General features: G+C 71.8%; 13 protein-coding genes. 9 read left to right on the forward strand and 4 right to left on the reverse strand.

The features are described from left to right. The first annotated feature begins 220 nt into the window (after positions 1–220). From ABZ576_RS13470 to ABZ576_RS13480, 3 genes are all read left to right on the forward strand, one after another. Positions 221–1,555 (forward strand): ABC transporter substrate-binding protein, encoded by a 1,335-nt coding sequence (locus ABZ576_RS13470; protein WP_360739535.1) that lies wholly within the window; start codon positions 221–223, stop codon positions 1,553–1,555. Between the two features lie 103 nt (positions 1,556–1,658). After that, positions 1,659–2,618: a sugar ABC transporter permease gene (locus tag ABZ576_RS13475; RefSeq protein ID WP_360739537.1), complete on the forward strand. Its 960-nt coding sequence runs from the start codon at positions 1,659–1,661 to the stop codon at positions 2,616–2,618. Continuing rightward, on the forward strand, positions 2,615–3,457 hold the full coding sequence (locus ABZ576_RS13480; protein ID WP_360739538.1) for a carbohydrate ABC transporter permease: 843 nt from the start codon (positions 2,615–2,617) through the stop codon (positions 3,455–3,457). The genes ABZ576_RS13475 and ABZ576_RS13480 overlap by 4 nt, the downstream gene beginning before the upstream one ends. A 66-nt stretch (positions 3,458–3,523) precedes the next feature. Here ABZ576_RS13480 and ABZ576_RS13485 read toward each other — a convergent pair whose 3' ends face one another. After that, positions 3,524–3,931, reverse strand: coding sequence for a (2Fe-2S) ferredoxin domain-containing protein (locus ABZ576_RS13485; protein WP_360739539.1), 408 nt, complete (start codon positions 3,929–3,931; stop codon positions 3,524–3,526). After that, positions 3,928–5,904 carry a heavy metal translocating P-type ATPase gene (locus tag ABZ576_RS13490; protein ID WP_360739541.1) on the reverse strand — a complete coding sequence of 659 codons (1,977 nt, stop codon included), beginning with the start codon at positions 5,902–5,904 and terminating at the stop codon, positions 3,928–3,930. Before ABZ576_RS13490 ends, ABZ576_RS13485 begins: the two co-directional genes overlap by 4 nt. A gap of 95 nt (positions 5,905–5,999) precedes the next feature. Here ABZ576_RS13490 and ABZ576_RS13495 point away from each other — a divergent pair, with 95 nt between their 5' ends. After that, entirely contained in the window at positions 6,000–6,401 is a 402-nt protein-coding gene (locus ABZ576_RS13495; protein ID WP_360739542.1) for a metalloregulator ArsR/SmtB family transcription factor, read from the forward strand. 95 nt (positions 6,402–6,496) lie between these two features. On the opposite strand, the gene ABZ576_RS13500 is transcribed toward ABZ576_RS13495, so the two are convergent. Then, the gene (locus ABZ576_RS13500; RefSeq protein ID WP_360739544.1) at positions 6,497–8,221 is read right to left on the reverse strand and encodes an acyl-CoA dehydrogenase family protein; all 1,725 of its coding nucleotides are present in this window, start codon (positions 8,219–8,221) and stop codon (positions 6,497–6,499) included. Positions 8,222–8,478: 257 nt separating this feature from the next. Next, a complete protein-coding gene (locus ABZ576_RS13505) occupies positions 8,479–9,051 on the reverse strand; it encodes a PadR family transcriptional regulator (RefSeq protein WP_360739545.1) in 573 nt (190 codons plus the stop codon). Positions 9,052–9,362: 311 nt separating this feature from the next. Between ABZ576_RS13505 and ABZ576_RS13510 the strand changes: the two genes are divergently transcribed. The 5 genes from ABZ576_RS13510 (at position 9,363) to ABZ576_RS13530 (ending at position 21,556) form a co-directional block, all read left to right on the forward strand. Next, complete coding sequence (locus tag ABZ576_RS13510) at positions 9,363–10,718, forward strand: endo-1,4-beta-xylanase (protein WP_360739546.1); 1,356 nt, start codon at positions 9,363–9,365, stop codon at positions 10,716–10,718. 136 nt (positions 10,719–10,854) lie between these two features. Then, the gene (locus ABZ576_RS13515) at positions 10,855–13,686 is read left to right on the forward strand and encodes a SpoIIE family protein phosphatase (protein WP_360739548.1); all 2,832 of its coding nucleotides are present in this window, start codon (positions 10,855–10,857) and stop codon (positions 13,684–13,686) included. Positions 13,687–14,053: 367 nt separating this feature from the next. Then, positions 14,054–15,157 (forward strand): hypothetical protein, encoded by a 1,104-nt coding sequence (locus tag ABZ576_RS13520; protein ID WP_360739549.1) that lies wholly within the window; start codon positions 14,054–14,056, stop codon positions 15,155–15,157. A gap of 88 nt (positions 15,158–15,245) precedes the next feature. Further along, positions 15,246–18,011, forward strand: coding sequence for a hypothetical protein (locus tag ABZ576_RS13525; protein WP_360739550.1), 2,766 nt, complete (start codon positions 15,246–15,248; stop codon positions 18,009–18,011). Next, positions 18,008–21,556, forward strand: a complete 3,549-nt coding sequence (locus ABZ576_RS13530; protein WP_360739551.1) for a hypothetical protein — start codon at positions 18,008–18,010, stop codon at positions 21,554–21,556. The genes ABZ576_RS13525 and ABZ576_RS13530 overlap by 4 nt, the downstream gene beginning before the upstream one ends. Positions 21,557–21,625 lie beyond the last annotated feature (69 nt).

Genomic DNA, 21,625 nt, shown 5'->3' on the forward strand with positions numbered 1-21,625 from the left:
CCAACCTAACGCGCCGCTCAGCACACTGTCCATAAACCGGTCTAGCTATGCAGCCGTAGGGCGAAATGATCGAACGACCACGTCAACGCTTCGCTCACGACTTCGAGGGTAACGATTGCGCATCGTGCTGGAAATTGAAGCTTTACCGGTTCACCTCGGACTGACATAGTGCCGACATCCCACTCGCAGAGCTGAGCCGCAATGAAGGAGCTGGGCACACATGGGGAAGAAGACGACACTCCCGGGACGCCGGTGGCGCGGCGGGCTGCTGGCCGTCGCCGTGCTGACCGTCGCGGGATGCAGTGGCGGGGGCCCGGTCTCCGGTGAGGCGGCCGAGGCGCCGGCCGATCCGGCCGACGCCTCGGGCACCATCAAGGTCCTCACCCACCGCACCGACCTCGTGCAGAACGGAACGATGGCCCGGTACGCCAAGGAGTTCAACAAGACGTACCCCGAGGTGACGGTGAAGTTCGAGGCCCTCACCGACTACGAGGGGGAGGTCAGAATACGGATGAACACCGACGACTACGGTGACGTCCTGATGATCCCGGCCGCCGTGGCCAAGAACGACTACCCCAAGTTCTTCGCCCCGCTGGGCACCGCCGCCGAGCTGGGCGGCACCTACCGGTTCAGCGACAAGACGGAGGTCGGGGGCAAGGTCTACGGCATCGCCCAGTTCGGCACGGCCAACGGCTTCGTCTACAACAAGGCCGTCTGGAAGAAGGCCGGCATCAGGCAATGGCCGACGACCCCGCGGGAGTTCCTCACCGACCTGAAGGCCGTCAAGGCCCGCACGGACGCCCTGCCGTACTACACGAACTTCAAGGACGGCTGGCCGCTGACCGCCTGGAGCAACAACATCGGCTCCGTCACCTGCGACTCCGAGGCCAACGACAAGCTCGCCGGGGCCGTCTCCCCGTGGAGGCGGGGCAGCGAGCTGCACGTGATCGACTCCCTGCTCCACGACATCGTGGAGGGCGGCCTGTCGGAGAAGGATCCCAGCACCACCAACTGGGAGGCGTCCAAGGGCCTGATCGCCAAGGGCGAGGTCGCCACCATGCAGCTGGGCTCCTGGGCCATCACCCAGATGCGCGACGCGGCCCGGAAGGCGGGCTCCGACCCCGACGACATCGGCTTCATGCCCTTCCCGGTCCAGAAGGGCGGGAAGTTCTGCGCCGTCCTCGCCTCCGACTACCAGCAGGCCGTCAACGCGCACTCCTCGCACAAGGCCGCCGCCCGGGCCTGGATCGACTGGTTCACCGAGAAGTCGGGCTACTCGGCGAAGGAGGGTGCCGTCCCGGCCCTGAAGTCCGCCCCCATGCCGAGCACCCTCCGCGACTTCGTTGACAACGATGTCACCTTCGTGGAGCGGTCGGAGGCGAGGACCGGCGAGGTCAACGCCATCGACAACGCCGCCGAGATCGGCCTGAACAAGCCCGACTACCGCCAGAAGCTGGTCGACCTCGCCCGCGGCGCGCAGAAGGGCAGCCTCGACGACTACTTCGCGGACCTGGACGGGCGCTGGGACGAGGCGGCCCGGGCCGCCGGCTCCTGACCGGCGCCGGGCCTTCCCGAACCGACCGACACCGGTCCGCCGGCCCCGCCCGCACGGGACGGGGCCCACCGCCGCCGCGGATCCGCGCAGACGAAAGGCCGAGATGACCGAGACGACCCGTACGGCACCCGCCGACGTGCCCCGCGCCGGCGGAGCACCCGGCCGGGCACCCACCCGGGACGGCAGCCGCCCGGGCAGCCGACTGCTGCGCCGGCTCACCCCCTGGCTGTTCCTGGCCGTCCCCCTGGCCCTGCTGATCACGTTCACCTACGTGCCCGTCGGGAACATGATCTACTACAGCTTCACCGACTGGGACGGCGTCAGCCCCGACCACCGCTTCACCGGCGTCGACAACTACGAGCAGATCGTCACCCGGCCCGAGCTGTTCCGGGTGTTCTTCGTCAGCTTCTACTACCTCGCCGCCTCCGCCGTGCAGATCGCGATCGCCCTGTACTTCGCGACCGTGCTCAGTTTCGATCTGCGCCTGCGCAACCTGTTCAAGGGGATCCTCTTCTTCCCCTACCTGATCAACGGCGTGGCGATCGGCTTCGTCTTCCTCTACTTCTTCCAGGACGGCGGCACGCTCGACTCGGTGCTCTCCTGGTTCGGCGCGGGATCCGACCACGCCTGGCTAGGCGACCCCGAGTCGGCCAACGCCTCCCTCGCCGGGGTGTCCGTCTGGCGGTTCACGGGGCTGAACTTCGTGCTGTTCCTCGGCGCGATCCAGTCGATCCCGGCCGAGCTGTACGAGGCGGCCCAGCTCGACGGGGCCACGCGCCGGCAGCAGTTCCGGCACATCATCGCCCCGGGGATCCGGCCGGTGGTCAGCCTCAGTGTCATCCTGGCGATCTCCGGGTCCCTGTCGGTGTTCGAGATCCCGTACATCATGACCGGCGGCGCGACCGGCACGACGACGTTCGTCATCCAGACGGTGAAGCTCGCCTTCCAGTTCAACAAGACCGGGCTGGCCTCCGCCGCCGCCGTCGTCCTGCTCCTCATCATCCTGCTGATCACCTGGATCCAGCGCCGCCTCGTGCCCGACGAGAAGGTGGACCTCGTATGACCACGCCCCCGCCCGCCCGCCGCCGGCTCGCGCCCGCGCTGACCTATCTGTCGCTGGTCCTCGCATCGGCGGTCGTGCTGATCCCGCTCGCCGTCGTCTTCCTGACCTCCCTCAAGACCTCCGAGGAGGCCGCGGACGGCGGCGCGCTGTCCCTGCCGGGCGACTGGCTGAACTTCGACAACTACGTGACGGCGTTCAACGACGGCAAGATGGTGTCCGCCTTCGCCAACACCGCGTTCATCCTGCTGTTCTCCCTCACCGGGACGGTGATCATCGGCTCGATGACGGCGTACGCCGTCGACCGCTTCGACTTCCGGGCGAAGAGACCGGTCATGGCGCTGTTCCTGGTCGCCACCCTGGTGCCGGGGGTGACCACACAGGTCGCGACCTTCCAGGTGGTCAACAGTTTCGGGCTGTTCAACAGCATCTGGGCGCCGGTCGTGCTCTACATGGGCACGGACATCGTGTCGGTCTACATATTCCTCCAGTTCATCCGCGGCATCCCGGTCTCCCTCGACGAGGCCGCCCGCCTGGACGGGGCCAACTCCCTGACCATCTACTGGAGGATCATCCTGCCCCTGCTGAAACCGGCGATCGCCACGGTCGTCATCATCAAGGGCATCACCGTCTACAACGACTTCTACATCCCCTTCCTCTACATGCCGTCCGAGGACCTGGGCACCGTCTCCACCGCCCTGTTCCGCTTCAAAGGACCGTTCGGCGCCCACTGGGAGAACATCTCGGCCGGTACGATCCTGGTGATCGTGCCGACCCTCGTCGTCTTCCTCTTCCTGCAGCGCTACATCTACAACGGCTTCGCGCAGGGTGCGACCAAGTGAGGAGCGCCCGGCCGGACCGCTCGGGCCCGGACCGGGCAGGTGCCGTTCGGGGACGCCGTGTGCCGGTCAGTCGTCGTGGAGTTCGGCCCGGACCCGGCGGGAGGGGCGGAAGGTGTAAAGGTCGAGGATGCCCGGCGGATCGGAGAGCCCGGGACCGCCGTCCTCGATCCACCTGGTGATGTCGGCGGTGGCGCCGGGGTCGTTGACCAGGCCGAGCCAGACGGGCCGCCCGCCGCTGCGGCGGCCTTCGGCGGAGGGCTGGACGACGACGACGTTGGCGCGTTCGCAGGCGTCCAGGCAGTCGGTGACCCGTACGGTCGCCCTGCCGTCGAGGGCCTGGCGCAGGTCGCGGAGCTGGGCGGCGTGGTCGAAGCCGGGGACCTCGGGGGTGCCGCAGCAGCAGCCGCGGCAGACGGTGACGGTGGGCCGCGTGGTTCCCGGGGCGGGGGCCGTACGGCGGGTGCGCCTGCTCATGCGGTGTCCTCGGTGGGTCGGGGCCAGGCGGCCTCGCGCAGCAGGCGCAGTCCGTTCAGGCCGACGATGACGGTGGAGCCCTCGTGCCCGGCGACGCCGAGCGGCAGCGGAAGGGTACCGATCAGGTCCCAGCCCACCAGGACGGCGATGAACGCCCCGGCGACGACCAGGTTCTGGACCACGAGGCGGCGCGCGGTGCGGGAGAGCTGCACGACGGACGGGATGGTGGCCAGTTCGTCGCGGACCACGACGGCATCAGCGGTCTCCAGCGCGAGGTCGGAACCGGCCCTGCCCATGGCGATCCCCGCGTGCGCGGCGGCCAGGGCGGGGGCGTCGTTGACGCCGTCGCCCACCACCAGCACCCTGCGTCCTTCGGCTTGCCACTCCCTGACGGCGGCCACCTTGTCCTCGGGCAGCAGCCCGGCGCGGACCTCGGTGATGCCGACCTCGGCGGCCAGGCGTGCCGCGGCGCGTTCGTTGTCACCGGTGAGCAGGATCGGGGTGCGGCCGGTCAGCCGGGTGAGGGCGGCGACGGTGGCCGCCGCGTCCGGACGCAGCCGGTCGGCGACGCCCAGCACGCCCACCGGGACGCCGTCGCGCAGGACGGCGACCGCGGTCCGGCCGGCTTCCTCCAGATCGGCCACCACCGCCCGGTGCCGGTCGTCGGCGGCGCGGTCCAGCAGCGCGGCGGGCGCGCCGACGGCGACCCTGTGCCCTCGGACGGTGGCGGTGACGCCCCGCCCCGGGGTGGAGACGAAGTCCTCGGCGTCGGCCAGGGTGAGGCCCCGTTCGCGGGCCGCGGTGACCACGGCCCGGGCGAGGGGGTGCTCGCTGGGGTGCTCGGCGGACGCCGCGAGCGCGAGGAGGGCCGTCTCGTCCAGGCCGCCGCCGGGCAGCGGGCGCAGGTCGGTGACGTGAGGGGCGCCTTCGGTGAGGGTGCCGGTCTTGTCCAGGGCGACGGTGTCGATCTGTCCGAGACGTTCCATGACGACGGCGGACTTGGCGAGCACGCCACGGCGGCCGGCGTTGGCGATGGCGGACAGCAGCGGCGGCATCGTGGACAGCACCACCGCGCACGGCGAGGCCACGATCATGAACGTCATCGCCCGCGGCAGCGCCGAGGAGAGGGTGTCGCCGAGGGCCAGGGGAATCGCGAAGACGGCGAGGGTCGCCAGCACCATGCCGATCGAGTAGCGCTGTTCGATCTTCTCGATGAACAGCTGGGTGGGGGCCTTGGTTTCGGAGGCTTCCTCGACCATCTTCACGATCCGGGCGATCACGGAGTCCGACGGGTCCCGCCGCACGCGCACGCGCAGGGCGCCGGTGCCGTTGACGGTGCCGGCGAACACCTCGTCCCCCGCCTGTTTGGCCACCGGCAGCGGTTCACCGGTGATGGTGGCCTGGTCCACTTCACCGGCTCCGTCGAGGACCAGGCCGTCCGCGCCGACCCGCTCGCCGGGTCGGACCAGGATCACGTCCCCGACCGCGAGGCGCGCGGTGCCCACCGTCTCCTCGGTGCCGTCCGGAAGGAGCCGGGTGGCGGTCGCGGGGGCGAGATCGAGCAGGCCGCGCACGGAGTCGGCGGTGCGAGCGGTGGCGACCGCTTCCAGGGCACCGGAGGTGGCGAAGATGACGATCAGCAGCGCTCCGTCGAGGGCCTGACCGATCGCGGCCGCGCCGAGGGCGGCGACCACCATCAGCAGGTCCACGTCCAGCGTCTTGTCCCTGAGCGCCTTCAGCCCCTCCCAGGCCGGTTCCCAGCCGCCGGTGACGTAGGTCGCGGCGAACAGCGCCCCCCACAGCCACGCCGGGCCGTCCAGCAGGCGGACCGGCAGCGCGAGGAGGAACAGCGCCAGCGCCGCGAGCGCCCAGCGGGCCTCGGGCAGCGCCAGCAGGCGGGTACGGCGCCGGGGCGGAGCCGGGCACGCGGCGCCCACGGGCGGCGCGGAGCGCTGGTCCAGGACAGCAGGCATGACGAGAGAACCCTTCACGGACGGGCCGGGGCAACACCTCCACCGTACAGGAACATGTGAACAGATCTTCAGGTATCGTCGCTATGATGGTCGCCATGGGCCACGGACGCGACACCACCGCCTGGAGCGCCGACGGCGCCACCGCCCGGGAACGCCTCGACGCGGTCGGCACCGCCGACGTCGCCGCCACCCTCCAGGCCCTGGCCACGCCCTCCCGGCTCTACATCCTGGCCCGCCTCCAGGAAGGGCCGTGCTCGGTCGGAGACCTCGCCGAGGCCGTCGGCATGGAAGCCTCCGCCTGCTCCCACCAGCTCCGGCTGCTGCGCAACCTCGGCCTGGTCACCGGCGAGCGGCAGGGCCGTTCCATCGTCTACTCGCTCTACGACGATCACGTCGCCGAGCTCCTCGACCAGGCCCTCTACCACGTCGAGCACCTGCGCCTCGGTCTGCACGACACCCCTGCCCGCGAGGCCGCCCCGGCCGCCACCGGGCACTGAGCAGACGAGGGACGCAGAGCACCGGAGGCCGGGCGGACGAGCCGGAGGCCGGGGCCCCGCGGTGCCCCGGCCTCCGGTGATGCGTGCGGTGTGGTCTACGGCGCCATCTCGTAGGCGCCGGAGAGCGCCTCGACCCGCTGCCAGACCCGCTCCGTGCGCGCCTGGTCGACGACCGGCCGGCGGATCGAGCCCAGCGCCCACTCCTGCTGCTGTTCGGTCGCCGAGTCCTTGCCGTGCAGTTCGACGGCGTGCGCGGAGAAGTCCCGTACGAGGACGGCGAAGAGTTCGTCGAGCACGTCCTCGTCGAGTCCGGTCAGGGCGGCCTGCTCCAGGACGAGCTGGCCGTGCACGACGAGGGCGAAGAGCTGGCCGACCGCGAGGACGAGGTCGAGATCGCGGCTCTGCTCCGCGTCGGGGGCGGCGGTGGCGACGAACGCGCAGAGCGCGTCGGCCTGTTCGCGCAGCCGGGTCACGTTGGGCAGGTGGGCGTACGCGTCGAAGGCGGGCCGCCAGTCGTGGAAGCGCACCGAGCCGAGACCGCGGGCCGGTCCCTGCCGGAACAGGAAGTCGTCGTCGGCCGCGTCGAGACGGGTCGGTACGGCGGGGTAGTCGGCCGGGTCGAGGAGGTGGCTGCGCATGAACTTCAGGATCAGCGCGAGGTTGACGTGGACCGTGCCCTCCAGCTTCGGCAGGCTGCGGATCTCCACGGCCGCCTGGCCGAAGTAGTTGTCCTTCTCGAAGCCCTTGGCGGCGATGACGTCCCACATCAGGTCGACGACCTTCTCGCCCTCGGTGGTCACCTTCATCTTCGTCATCGGGTTGAAGAGCAGGTAGCGGCGGTCGTCCGGGCCGGCGGAGCGGAAGTAGTCGACGGCGCGGTCGCTGAACAGCTTCATGCCGACGAGCCTGACGTACGCGTCGGTCAGCTCGCGCCGCACGTGCGGGAAGCCGGTGACGGGGCGGCCGTAGAGGATGCGGTTGTGCGCGTGGGTGACGGCCTCGTACATCGCGTGCTCGCAGATGCCGATCGAGGCGGTGCAGAGGTTGAACTTGCCGACGTTGACGGTGTTGAGGGCCGCGTCGAAGGCGGCGCGGCCGGTGTGCAGGACGTCCCCGGCCGCCACGGGGTAGTCCTCCAGGCGGAACTCGCTGACGAACTTCGAGGAGTCGACGACGTTCTTGACCACGTGGTAGGCCGGGTGGCGGCTGTCGGCGGCGAAGAACACATAGCCGTCCGGTCCCTCGACGTCGGTGCGGCGGCCGAAGACGGAGACGAGTCCGGCGGCGTTGCCGTTGCCGATGTAGTACTTGGAGCCGGTGGCCCGGAAGCCACCGTCGCCGTCGGGCTCGAGCAGCATGTCGGTGGAGTAGATGTCGGCGCCGTGGGCCTTCTCGGACAGGCCGAACGCGAACACCTCGCCCTGGTCGAGGAGTTCGGCGGCGCGGGCGCGGGCGGCGGCGTTGTCGCTCTGCCAGACCGGTCCGAGTCCGAGGATCGTGACCTGCCAGGCGTACCAGTAGTCCAGGCCGTAGAAGCCCAGTATTTCGTTGAGGGCCGCGATCCGGGCGGTGTCCCACCGCTTGTCCGGTTCCCCTTCGCCCGCGGCGGCCGACGGCGTCAGGAAGGTGGCGAACAGGTTCTCCTTCGCCGCGAAGGCCAGGAAGTCGCCAAGCCACGCGCGGGTCCGGTAGTCCTCGATCAGCCTGGCCTTCCCACGCTCCTCGAACCAGTCGACGGTGGCACGCAGCAGGCGGCGCGTCTCGGGGTCGAAGTGCGCGGGGTCGTACGTACGCGGGTTGAACAGCAGCTGGTCAGCCATGGTAGAGACGCCTTTCGGCTGGTGTACGGGTGTGGATCGGGAGGTGCGACGGCCGGACGGCCCGATGGCGAAGGCCGGCCGGCCGGATGGCGAAGGCCGACCGGAGCGGCTGGACCGGCCGGAGCGGGTGGACCGGCTGGACCGGGACGACCGGCGGGAGCAGGAGGACCGGCGGGAGCAGGAGGAACGTCCGGATCTCCGGGGCCTGCGGCGGGAAGCCGGCGCCGGCCGGGCGGCAGCGGGTGGGCGGGCGGCGGTCAGCGGGCCGGACCGAACCGGGCCAGTGTGGCCAGGACGTCGTCCAGCCAGTCGATCATCATCCGCTCGTAGGCGATGCCGCCGCGCAGTACGACGTGCTGGAGCTCCCGCTCCGCGTCGAGCGGCGCCCCCGGACGTGCCGCGCTCGCCTCCGGCCCCGTGAAGTCCCGCACCTCTCCGGCGAGGTAGTGCGCCAACCGGTCCCCGTGGGCCTGCCGGTGCCGCTGCACCTCGCGGATCAGGGCGGCCGGATCGTCGAAGGCGGCGCCCCGGATCTTCACGGCCAGGTCGTGGCGGACGCTCTCCGGCTCGATCGGATCGTGCAGCCAGGAGGACAGGGCGGCCCGGCCGAGGTCGGCGACGCTGTACTCCTTCTTGTCCGGCCGCCCCTGCTGCGGGACGTCCCGGACGTCGACCCAGCCGTCGTGCTCCATGCGCTTGAGCACGCGGTAGATCTGTTGGTGCGTCGCGGTCCAGAAGTAGCCGATGGACCGTTCGAAACGCCGGGCCAGCTCGTAACCCGAGCCCGGCTTCTCCAGCAGCGACACCAGGATCGCGTGTTCGAGCGCCATGCCACCGATCTTGCTATGCAACGAGTTGCATAGCAAGCCCGATCGGCGCCGATGCGACGATGCTCACCCCGGCGGCTTGACGCCGCTCACAGCGAGGTCACGCCGCCACACCGCGGTTGCGGCAGGCCCATCCGGCGATTCGACCCGCCCACCACCCGCCTCGATCCCGAAAGTTTCGGGGACCCCACAGCGGGTGAACAGGGCCCCGGCACTGCTCATTTCGCCGTGCGCGACCCGTTGACGCACACGCTGCACACCCGTAACGTCTGCGCATCCAATCGGAAACCCGCACGAAACTTTCGGGAGCTCTCATGCCGTCCAGCACGTCCTCCCGTGCCCGCAGGGCACTCGTCCTGGGTCTCACCGGCCTGCTCGCCGCGGGCGGGCTCGCCACGGCCTCCGGCACCGCCCAGGCCGCCGGCGGCACGCTCGGCGCGGCAGCCGCCGAGAAGGGCCGCTACTTCGGCACCGCCGTCGCCGCGAACCACCTGGGGGAGGCGCAGTACGCCGCCACCCTCGACACCGAGTTCACCTCGGTGACCCCCGAGAACGAGATGAAGTGGGACGCGGTGGAGCCCAGCCGCGGCTCGTTCACCTTCTCCGCCGCCGACCAGATCTTCGATCACGCCCAGAGCCGGGGCATGAAGGTCCGCGGCCACACCCTGGTCTGGCACTCCCAGCTGCCGGGCTGGGTCGGCGGCCTGGGCGCCTCCGACCTCCGAACGGCGATGAACAACCACATCAACCAGGTCATGGGCCACTACAAGGGGAAGATCCACTCCTGGGACGTGGTGAACGAAGCCTTCCAGGACGGCTCCAGCGGCGCCCGCCGCAGCTCGCCCTTCCAGGACAAGCTCGGCAACGGCTTCATCGAGGAGGCGTTCCGCACCGCCCGCGCGGCCGACCCGGCGGCCAAGCTCTGTTACAACGACTACAACACCGACGGCATCAACGCGAAGAGCAATGCCGTCTACAACATGGTCAAGGACTTCAAGGCGCGCGGCGTCCCCATCGACTGCGTCGGCTTCCAGTCCCACTTCAACAGCGCCTCCCCGGTCCCCTCCGACTACCAGGCCAACCTCCAGCGCTTCGCGGACCTCGGCGTGGACGTGCAGATCACCGAACTGGACATCGAGGGCTCCGGCAGCAGCCAGGCCACCAGCTACGGCAACGTCGTCAAGGCGTGCCTGGCGGTCACCCGCTGCACCGGCATCACCGTCTGGGGCATCACCGACAAGTACTCCTGGCGCTCCAGCGGCACCCCGCTGCTCTTCGACTCCAACTACGCCAAGAAGCCGGCGTACACCGCCGTGCTGACCGCGCTCGGCGGCTCCTCCGGCGGTGGCGGCACCCCGGACGGCGCCACCTGCACCGCCACCTACAGCAAGCAGGAGGAGTGGAGCGACCGCTTCAACGGCAAGGTGACCATCACGGCGGGCAGCTCGCCGATCACCGGCTGGTCCACGACGGTCACCGTCACCTCGCCGCAGAAGATCGTCACGACCTGGAACGGCTCCCCCACCTGGGACAGCAGCGGCAACGTCATGACCATGCGGCCCAACGGCAACGGCACGCTCGCCGCGGGCGCGTCGACCAGCTTCGGCTTCACGGTGATGAAGAACGGCAACTCCACCGCCCCCGCGATCGGAGCCTGCACCGCTTCCTGACCCGCGACGACCCGAGCGACGCCGGCCGTACGACCTGGAGACGGGTCGTGCGGCCGAGCCGTGCGCGACGAGCCCGGTGGACGTCGGCGGACAGACCGGGGGCGCATGCCCCATTTGCCCGATTATCCTAGCTTCTGTGGCGTCGTACCCAACTCCCTCAGACAGCGATCACGGTGACCGGACGCCGCTGGTCACCGGCGTGCGCCCGGAGATCCTCGCTTCCTGGCAGCGCTCGCAGTCCCTCGGCATCGACCGCGAGCGGCCGGTCCTGCCGATCGAGAGCGACCTGGATCCCGACTCACGGCTGATCAGGGCTGCCGCGCCGGTGCTGTCCCGCCTGTACGAGCGGTTCTCGGGCGTGCCGGTGACCGTGGCACTGGCCGACTCACGGGCGAACATCGTGGACCGGTGGGGGGACCCGGCGGGGCTGGCCCTGATGGACGCCGCCTCCCTGGTGCCCGGTGCCAATGTCGATGAGCGGTACATGGGAACCAGCAGCGTGAGCATGGTGCTGAGCACCAGGGCGCCGTTCGTCGTCGTGGGCCACGAGCACTTCTTGCACGACCTCAAGGAACTCACCTGCATGGCGGCGCCGGTGCGCGATCCCGTGGGGGGCACCGTGCGCGGCGCGGTCAACCTCTCGGTGCCCCGGTCGCTGGCCGACCCCGGCATGGCGCTGGTCCTGGAGAAGGCCACCGAACGCATCGGGGAACGCCTGCTGGAGCTGAGCGCGGCCCGCGAGCTGGAGCTCACCCACTCCTTCCGCCGGGCCATGGAGCGCGGCGGGCACGCCGAGCTGGACCTCGGCTCGGGAGAGCTGTCCCGGCGCGGCGGACCGCCGCCCCGGCTCGCCTCTCAGGAGCGGCTGATCCTGCTGGAGCGTGCCGTCGAGCTGATCTCCTCGGCCGACGAGGAATTCGCCGAGGTGGCGCTCGCGGGCAGCCGCGTGGCCGTGCTGCGCCGTCGGGAGCTGCACCACGGCGACACGGAGGGAGCGGCGGTCGAGGTCAGCTTCAAGGACGCCGGCGGCGCGGGTACGACGGGTCCGGCCACCGTGACCGCCGCCGGCCGTCGTCGGGTGCCGCTCCTGCACCGCCCGGCCGGGGCGGCCGGGGCGGCCGGGGCGGCGGCTGCGGACGCGTCGGCGCAACCGCACTCCGCCGGTACGACCGACGCGTGGCTGCTGCTCGTGGGCGAGCCGGGCGTCGGCCGGCTCGCCGCCGAGGCGCGCGGGCGGCTGTCGCTGCTGAACGAGGCGGGCGTACGGCTCGGCACCACCCTGGACCTGTGGCGTACCGCCGAGCAGCTGGCACAGATCGCCGTGCCGCGCTTCGCCGACCTGGTCGTCGTCGACCTGCTGGAGAGCGTCCTGGCGGGCGAGGAGCCCCCCGGCGGGCCGCTGCGCCCGGAAGCGGCGATGCGCCGGGTGGCCGCCTGGGCCGGCGAGGACACCCCCGACGGCCCGGCCGGTGGCGTGAACGAGCCGACCGGCTACCCCGCCGGTTCCCCCCAGGCCCGGTGCCTGGAGACCGGGCAGCCGGTCACGGACACGGTGGTGACCGCCGCCCTGGCCGGAGATCCGGCCGGCCGAGCGCATCCGGTCGGATTTCTCGACGAGGGCGTCCACACCTACCTGTGCGCCCCGCTGTCCGCACAGGGCTCCGTCCTCGGTCTGGCGGGGTTCTACCGCCGGGGCAGGACGCGGCCGTACGAGCAGGACGACCTGACGCTGGCGGGCGAGCTGGCGGCCCGCGCCGCGATCAGCATGGACAACGCCCGCCGCTACCGCCGCGAGCACGACGCCGCGCTCACCCTGCAACGCAGCCTGCTGCCGCACGCCCTGCCCCGGCTGAGCACCGTCGACCTCGCCTCCCGCTACCTGCCCGCGGACACCAGGGCAGGTGTGGGCGGGGACTGGTTCGACGCGATCCCGCTGTCGGGCATGCGCGTGGCGCTGGTCGTCGGTGACGTGCCCGGGAACGGGATGCAGGCGGCGGCGACCATGGGCCGGCTGCGTACGGCGGTACGGACGCTGGCCGGAATGGACCTGCTGCCCGAGGAGGTGCTGGCCCACCTGGACGACCTGGTCAGCCGCGCCCCGGAATCGGCCGACGACCAGGACCCGGCGACCGGGACGACCTGCCTGTACGCGATCTACGACCCGGTGACCAGCCGCTGCACGGCCGCGACGGCCGGGCATCCGCCGCCCGCCCTGCTGACGCCGGACGGGCGGGCCCGGGTGATCGGCCTCCCGACCGGTCCGCCCCTCGGGCTCGGCGGGATCCAGCCGTACGAGTCCGCCACCGTCGATCTGCCGGCGGGCAGCCTGCTGACGATGTACACCGACGGCCTGCTGAAGGAGAGCCGCGGCTACGAGGACACGGACGCGCGCACCGCGCAGCTGCTGGCCGCCCTGGACCGCGCCGGTCCGGAGCTGGAGGACGTCTGCGACGGGGTCACGGACACCCTGCTGCCAGGCGGCCCGCGCGACGACGTGGCCCTGCTGCTGGCCCGTGTGCACGCGCTGCCGGAGGACCGGATGGCGTGCTGGGAGTTCCCGTGCGACCCGGCGGCCGTGGCCCGGGCCAGGGCGCTGACCCGTGACCAGCTGGCCGCCTGGGGCATGTCGGAGCTGGACTTCAACACCGGGCTCGTGGTCAGCGAACTGGTCACCAACGCCGTGCGGTACGGCGGCCGGGGGCCGGTGGGCCTGCGGTTGCTCCGCGACGACTCCCTGATCTGCGAGGTCTCCGACCGCAGCAACACCTCACCGCGCATCCGACGAGCGGCCACGACCGAGGAGGGCGGACGGGGCCTGTTCCTCGTGGCCCAGTTCACCAAGAGCTGGGGTGCCCGCTACATGCCGCAGGGCAAAACGGTGTGGGCCGAGCAGATTCCAAGACCGGATCAGCCTGCGTCGGAGCCGGACGAGCAGGCACTGCTGGCCATGTTCGACGACCTCGGCTGACCCGCCGCCCGGCCATCGCGTCCGGTGGGAGCACGCGCTCACCCGCGGTGCCCCGGGTGCGCACCTGACGGCCCTTCACTTCCCTGATCCGGTCCGGTCGGTGCGTCGCGGTACCCGCCGCTGCGGGCCGGTCGGTGAGTTGCGGCCCCCTCGCCGCGGTGGAAAACTGGAAGGTGCGGACGAACAGGTGACGAAAGAGTGCGGACGGTGACGTCCAGCCAGTTCTCCCTCCGCGGCGGGTCGTGTTCGCAACGGCCGGTCCGGCCATCACGGGACGCCGAGCGCACCTCTCTCTTCCTCTTCCGGCAGTCGTAGGGGCGGCATCGCGCAATCGGCGGGCCGGCGCCCCCTGGGAGATGAACCCATCATGGCGACCGAATTCTTCACCGAGGTCGTGGACGACTCCCACCCCGCTCATGGGCAGGTGTCCCTGGTCGTCGATGCGAGTGACACCCCCTGGCTCGCGTACACGACACCGTCCGGCGACGTCATGCTGGGCAGGCGGGGCGAAGCCGGGTGGGAGTGTGAACGGCTGCCCTCGGAACCGGCGGCGTTCGACGACTACCGGATCGGGCTCGGCATCGACAGCGAGCTCAGCCCGCATGTCGCCTACCAGAGCAGGGCCACCGACCGCCTGATCTACGGGGTGCGCAAGGCCCAGTGGGCCTTCGAGGAAGTCCCCACTTCCGCGGGGCTGTTCCCCGACCGCATCCGCTTCCCGTCCATGACGGTCAATCGCGGCCTCTTCAGCGAACCCCCGTTCAGGGACAGACCCCACTTCGCCTACCAGTCCGGGCTCTCGCTGTGGCACGCGACCAAGGCGCCGCCGAAGGCGAATCCGGAGAAGCCGGCGACCTGGAGGAAGAACGTCCATGTCGTCGATGCGACGAACACCGCGGAAAAAGGGTGGTACCCGACGCTGACGTTCGACCATCGCGACGAGACGCTGCGGATCGCCTACTTCGACAATCTCTCGCCCGCGGGGCAGGCGCTCAACAGACTGCGTGTGGCGACCATGATCCCCGGCACGGACTTCGTGGGCCAGCCGGACAGTTGGGACGTGCAGATCCTGCACGGGGACCAGGTGATCGGGGAATACCCGTCGATGGGGCACTCCATCACCGGGGAGAGCGTCGTGTCGTACTACGAACGCAAGGGGCTCACGCTCAACGTCTGCATCTTCGGCAACTTCCCCGAGTCCCCGGCGGTCGAGACGGTGACGGACGACGTGGACAACAGCGACGTGCACTCGGCCTGCGGCGTGGGGCCTCCCTCGCAGATCTGCGTCGTCTACGGCTCGGGCGGCCGGCTGAGGTTCGCGAGGCGCACCGGGATCGGCACCTACGGCATCGAGGACGTCGAGGCCGGCGGCGCGTGGAGCGACTTGCGGTTCGACAGCGTGACGACCGCCCATGTCGCACACATCGCGGCGGGAACGCTGCGGTACGGCGTGGCTGACACTCGTGACTGACGGCACGGCACTCCTGCGGCGGTCCCGGAGCGGGCACGCCGGAGGCGGAGCGGTGCCGGGCCACGTGGTTCGGAACGGGTGATGCCCTGTGGCAGCGCAGACCTTCCTGCTCGTACGCAGCGACGACCTGGTGATCCTCACCCTGCGGTGGTCGGGGTGCGAAGTGCGTGCCGACGGGCCCTCCGCACCCCCGCTCCTGGTGGCGACGGACAGCAGGGCGACGATGACCCTGGGACTTCCGCCGCAGGCCGTCCTCGAGCAGACGACCGTCTCCGACTTCCATACCGCCGGTCTCGTGCACAGCGACTCACGCCTGGCCGGCTCCGGGGAACTGGAGTTCACGATCCCCACCGGCACCGAGATCGAACTGAGCGCGGCGGGGATCCTCGGTGCGCTGGCGGACGGCCGCGCCCGTCTGGAGCCGACCTCGGGCATCGAGATCCCGTGGGGGCTCGAAGTCGTCCCGCTGGCGCGCACGCAGGGCGCCGACGTGGTGGCCGGGCACGCGGACGGCCCTGTCGTGGCCGACGGGTCGGGCACGGTGGGCCTGTGGTCCATGCCGCTGCGGGCGAGTGACGCGACACCGGGCGACGCGGGTCTGGAGCTCCGGCTCGCCTTCGTCTCGGACAGCGACATCGTCCCCGGCACGCTCTTCCAACGGCCTCCGCTGGACGGGTGGCGGAACATCATCGTGTCGTCCAGCCACACCTTCTCGCCGCCGCGGGCGACACGCCTGGAGCTGACCGCGCTCGGCGGGTCGCTCTCGGCCGCCGCGACGTGGCCCGCCGACTCGTGGATGCACGAGACGGTGCTCGGGCGGGACCAGAAGGTGGAGGTCACCGCGCGCGGAACCCTCTGGCCGTTCGGCTTCCCGGCCGTGTACCAGGACTTCACCGTCCGGGAGTTCCTGCCCGTCCACAACCCGCAGACGCTCGGCTGCGTCGCGGGACTGCTGCGGAGACGGACCCTCGTGATCACCGGTCCGCTGCTCACCGGAACCCGCTCGCCGACGTTCCCGTTCGACGAGGTGGAGATCCGGGGACGGGAGTTCCCCCTCACCGGTACGGCGCAGCCGCAGGACCCGCACCTGTTCATCCCCGGAGGATCCCTCGCCCCCGTCCGGTTCCCGGTCCGCTGCCGCTCCGGGACCACGGACATCGAGTTCGTCCTCCCGCTGATCTTCGTGAGCGACACGCGTCCGGCTCCCTCGGCGGAGGTCCTCGCCCAGTGGAGGCCCCATGCCACGGCCCGCATACCCGGCACCCGTCTCGACATGGTCGGCGCCGGACAGCGGCCCGGGGACGTCCTGGAGGTGCACGCGCTCACCTTCACCGGCGACCAGGCCGGCGCGGGGCACCGTCCGGAGGTCGTGACGTTCGACGCCGTACTGCCCGCCCTGCGCTCCCTGCTCCCCGGAACGGAGTCCGACCAGCCGCGCACGCTGCGGTACGCGCCGCAGCTCCACGGCCTCTCCGGCCCGGTGAACGGCCCGGAGAGCGGCCCGGTGAACGGCCCCGGGCTGGGCGCCGCCGTCCCCGACGTACCGTTCCTCTTCACGGCACCGTCCGGCGTCCCGGTCAGCTTCACCCGGAACGCCGACCGCTCCGGCGGCCTGGTGGCGCCCCGGTTCAGCGCCGACGGGATCTCCCGGGAGCTCGGGCCCGTGGCGACCAGCGTGCTGCCGGGCGCCCCCGATCTGCAGGCCGCGCTGGACAACGCGTTCAGCGGAGCCACCCTGTTCGGCTTCCCGCTCGCCGCCCTCATCGACGCCGCGCTCCATCCGAAGCCACCGGCCATCCTCCACAAGCGGGCCGGCGACGCGCTGGTCACGGAGATGCGGTGGGAGCGGCTGCGGCTGAAGGCGCACCACGCCTTCCGGACCCGGGCGACCGGGCCGCCGCCGGAACTCGACCTGTTCGTCGGCTGCGTGCCGGCCCCTGCCGGCACGGGCATCCCCGGCGTGCTGGAACCCGTGACGACCTGCACCCTGCGGAACTTCGCCCTCGCCCTGCCACCGCCGCCCATGGCCCCGCTGCTGAAACTCTCCTTCGACTCGGTGGTGTTCACGCGCACGGCGGGCCGCGCACCGGCCGTCGGCGTGAACGGGCTGAAGATCGAGTTCGCCGGTGCGCTGAAGCTGCTCGAGGAGCTGCGGGCGCGGCTGGAGGCGCTCATCGGGCTGCGCGGGCCGACCACCGACCTGTCGACGACGGGCGTCACCGTCGGCTACGAGGTGGGCATCCCGAAGGCGGCCGCCGGCATGTTCGTGCTGCAGAACGTGTCCGGGCGGGTGCGGGTGACCGTTCCCTTCGTGGAGCAGCCGGTGACCGTGGCCCTCGGGTTCGCCAGCCGGGAGCGCCCCTTCCTCCTCGCCGTCAGCGCGTTCGGCGGCGGCGGGTACGCCGACATCGAGATCGCCGGCGAGAACGAACCGCGGGTGGAGATCTCCCTGGAGTTCGGCGCCAAACTGGCCCTCGACTTCGTGGTCGCCAAGGCCGAGGTGCACGCCCTGGGAGGGGTGCGCTTCGAGCGCCACCCGGACGGTCACATGGAGCTGGAGGCGTTCATCCGGATCGGCGGCAGCGTGGAACTGCTCGGCCTGGTCACCGTCTCCGTCGAACTGCGGGTCTCGCTCACCTACCTGGACGACCCGCCGCGGCTCTTCGGCCGGGCGACCGTCGTGATCGAACTGGACCTGACCCTGTACTCGGAGACGGTGACCGTCGACAGCGGAACCTTCGAACTGATCGGCGGCAGTGCTCCCGCCCCGCGCACGAGGCACCTCACGGCCGCCGAACGGGACGCATCGGGCTTCGAGGCGTGGCAGCGCTACCGGAAGGCGTTCGCGTCATGAGTGACATGCTGTGGATCCCGGTACCGGGGGGTTTCGACGACGACGGCGGCCCGCTGCTGCGCGTGCTCGTCGTGCCACGCCTGGACGGCGGCACCCTGGCCGGGCACGGGATGGACCGGTGGCCGCCTGCCGCCCTGACCGCGGGCACCGTCCGGGTCGAGCTGTTCGCCCCGGGCTCCGCCCCGCCGGCGGCCCCCGACGGACGGTTCGACCTCGTACCGCGCCTGCACGTCCAGCCCGGCGTCTGGCAGCGCCTCGTGGCGGGACTGGCGGTGGAGAGCACGGCGGCCGGGCCGCCCGGGCTGAGTGCCGACCCGCTCACCGTGTACGCCACGTCACAGGACGCGAACGAGGTGGCGCGCACCTTCCACGACGCGTCCAGGGCCGAGGTCACGGCACAGCTCGGCGCGGCGTCACCGGACTTCGCGGACAAGGCGCGGGACGCGCTCGTACGTGACCACTGGCTCAGCCGGGACGCACCGGGTCCGGGAGCCCGTGCCGGGGCCGGCGGTCCCGGAGCGCCGCCGGGCCGGCCGGGCTTCAACCGGACGCTGTCGCTGCTGCGCGAACACCCCGTCGTCCTCCGGGCGCTGGGCCTGATCTTCGAGCTGCGGCTCGGTCCGGGCGCGGCCGGCGAACCTCCCGCCGGAACGGTGCGGGTGCTGTGGCCGGGCCGCCCCGCCGCGCTGCCCGGGATCGTCTCCCCCCGCACGGCGTTCGGCGGGGACTTCCGGCCCGCCGCCACGGACCGGGTGGACGGGGGCGTGGTCGACCTCGACCAGCGGGACCTGACCGGCAGGCCGCGCTGGCAGGTCGCGACCGTGGACGTGGACGTGGCCGCCCAGCGGATGCGGGAAGCCGCCCGCGCACTCGCCGCACGTCCCGGCGAGCCGCCCGCCCTGCCCGCCCTGCGCTCGAACGGACTCCAACTGGTGCTGCGAGACCGGGGCGAGGACATGACGGCACGGCGCGACAGGGGAGTACGCGCCCGAGCGGAAGAGCCGGACGTGCTCACCGCCGACGACCTGGTCCTCGGCTACCGGATCGATGTCCTTCCCGAACTCGGCGGGGACGAATGGTTCTCGCTGCACCGCCGCACGGCCACCTACCGGGTCCACGACCGACGCCCCGACGGCGGGCTGTCCGAGGACTCCACCGTCATCGGCGGGGACGGGGAGGGCACGGGCCTGCCCGAGGAAGGGCACCTCAAGGCGAACGCCGCCGTCCACGACCGCGACGGCCTGCACGCCGACGAGATCGTGGCCGGCTGGCGGGGCTGGAGCCTGGCCGTGCCCCGGCCGTCGTTCGACGCCACGCCCCAGCCGTCGCCACCGCCGGCACCGGGCATGAACATCAGCATGTCCTTCGAGGCGGCGGACGGCACGCTGCCCCGGCTGCGCTTCGGCCGCCACTACTCCCTGCGGGCACGAGTGGCGGACGTCGCGGGAGGCGGGCTGGGGCCCGAGGACCCGGCAGCCGACCGGCACACGACGGCGCCCGAGTTCTACGGACGCTACGAGCCGCTGTGCGCCCCGGAGGTGGCCTACCCGGAGGGGACGGACCCGGCCCGCTCCGGTCCCGGGGAGTCGGTCGAGCACGTGGTCGTCCGCAGCGATCCCCTGCTGGGAATCGACGTCGAGGAGTTCGCCGGGTCGGTGGACCACCCCCTCCACGACGAGCGGGTGCTGCACCCGCCGGGCAGCACCATGGCCGTCGCCGAGCAGCACGGGGCGTTCGACGGCGACGGTGACACGGCCGAGCGGGACCGGCTGACCTGGGAATGGGTGCGTCGCGCTCTCGCCGCCGCGGACCCGGAGGCGCCCGAGGGTGCCCGGCCCCTGCCCGACCCGGCCGCCGGCGGGATCGTGGCGGCCCGCGCCGAGCCGAACACCCCTATGCCGACGCGGGCCTGGGAGGAACGCTGGCCCGACCTGGCGTCCAAGAAGCTGTGGCTGACCACTCCGTCCGCCGGACGCCCCGTGGTCGGCTGGGAGGGTGACCGCCTGGTGGTCCGTCTCGCACCGGCCGAGCGGATCACCCTCGACCTGTCGACGTTTCCCCGCGAGGACATCATCGACGACTTCGCGCTGCACGCGGCCGACCCCCCGGAGAACTCGGTGAAAGCCCTCCGGCAGGGCCGCCACCCGATGGTCACGCCCGCCCGCACCCTCACCCTCGTGCACGCGGTCCAGCACCCGATCAGGCCGCCGGACACCACCCTGGAAGTCGTCCGCGACCCGGACGCGACGTCCGCGGCCTTCACCTCGCAGTCCGACGTGTTCGACCCGAGGAGCACCGCCCAGCTGGAGATCACCGCGAGCTGGTCCGACCAGGTGGACGAGGTGCCGCAGCAGGTCGATGACGTGCCGGTCGACACCCTCGCCATCGCCCCGGACGGCCCGGCCCGCCCGCCGACGCTGTTCCGGCAGGACTTCGGCGACACCCGCCACCGCACGGTGACCTACACGCTCCGGGCCGTCAGCCGCTTCCGCGCCTACTTCCGCGACTCCGGGCGCCCCGACGACTTCACCGTGACGAGGGAACTGCCGCCCGTGGTCGTCCGCAGCACCGCCCGGCCCGCGCCGCCGGTGGTCGTCTCCACCCGTCCGGCGTTCCTCTGGAAACGGACCGGGGACCTCGACGCGGCCGCCCACGCCCTCGTCCACGAGCGTCTGGGCAACCGCGTGAGGGTCGCCCTCCAGCGGCCGTGGCACACCACCGGGGCCGGCGAACTGCTGGCCGTGGTCGTGCGACCGGACTCCGAGGCCACCACCGCGCAACTCGCCCCCTTCGTCACCCAGGCCGGCCTCGACCCCCTCTACCCCACCAAGGGCATCCCCATGGGCGCACCGTTCGCCCGCCACATCACCGGCGCCGCGGGCCCGGAGAAACGACTGCGGCTCGACGAGGCCGGCGCGGACGTGGTGGTCGTGCCGCACCGGCCGGAGTACTCCGCCGACGGGCAGTGCTGGATGGGTGACGTGGCCTTCACCGGATCGGACGACACATCCTTCAACTGCGGTTTCGTACGGCTCGCCGTCGCCCGGTACCAGCCGAACAGCCTGGACGGCCTCTCGCTGTCACCGGTGGTGCGCACCGACCCGATGCCGCTCTTCCCCGACCGGACGCTGCGCGTGACACGCCTCGCCGCCGCGTACGAGGTGAGACTGTCCGGACCCGTCTCACCGGCGCCCGCCGTCAACAGGGTGGACATGATCCTGGAGCGCTGCACCCAGCCGGGAGGACTCCCGGCCGACAAGGTGGACCTCATCGGTTTCGAGACGGTGGCCGGCGTACCGGCGTGGCAGAGCGTGAACGTGCGCCGGCCGGAGCCCAAGCGCATCGGCCTCTCACCCGTCCTCAAGGAGTGGAAGGCGGAGTTCTTCCTGCCACCGGGCCCCGGCCCGTTCCGGGTGCGGGTCCGCGAGGTGGAATTCCTCCCCAACAACCAGCCACGCCCCGGGGCGTTCCTGCAGTCGGGCACGCCGAAGGAAGTCACCGAACGAACGGTCTTCACGGACTCGGTGCTCCTGCCTCCGCTGTGACCGCCGACGCCGCCTCCACTCCGAGCGGGCGTCGAGTGGGACTGCGCCGCGGGGGCTGAGGGACTGCCT

The sequence above is a fragment of the Streptomyces sp. NPDC013455 genome (assembly GCF_040632975.1).
Taxonomy (GTDB): Bacteria; Actinomycetota; Actinomycetes; order Streptomycetales; family Streptomycetaceae; genus Streptomyces.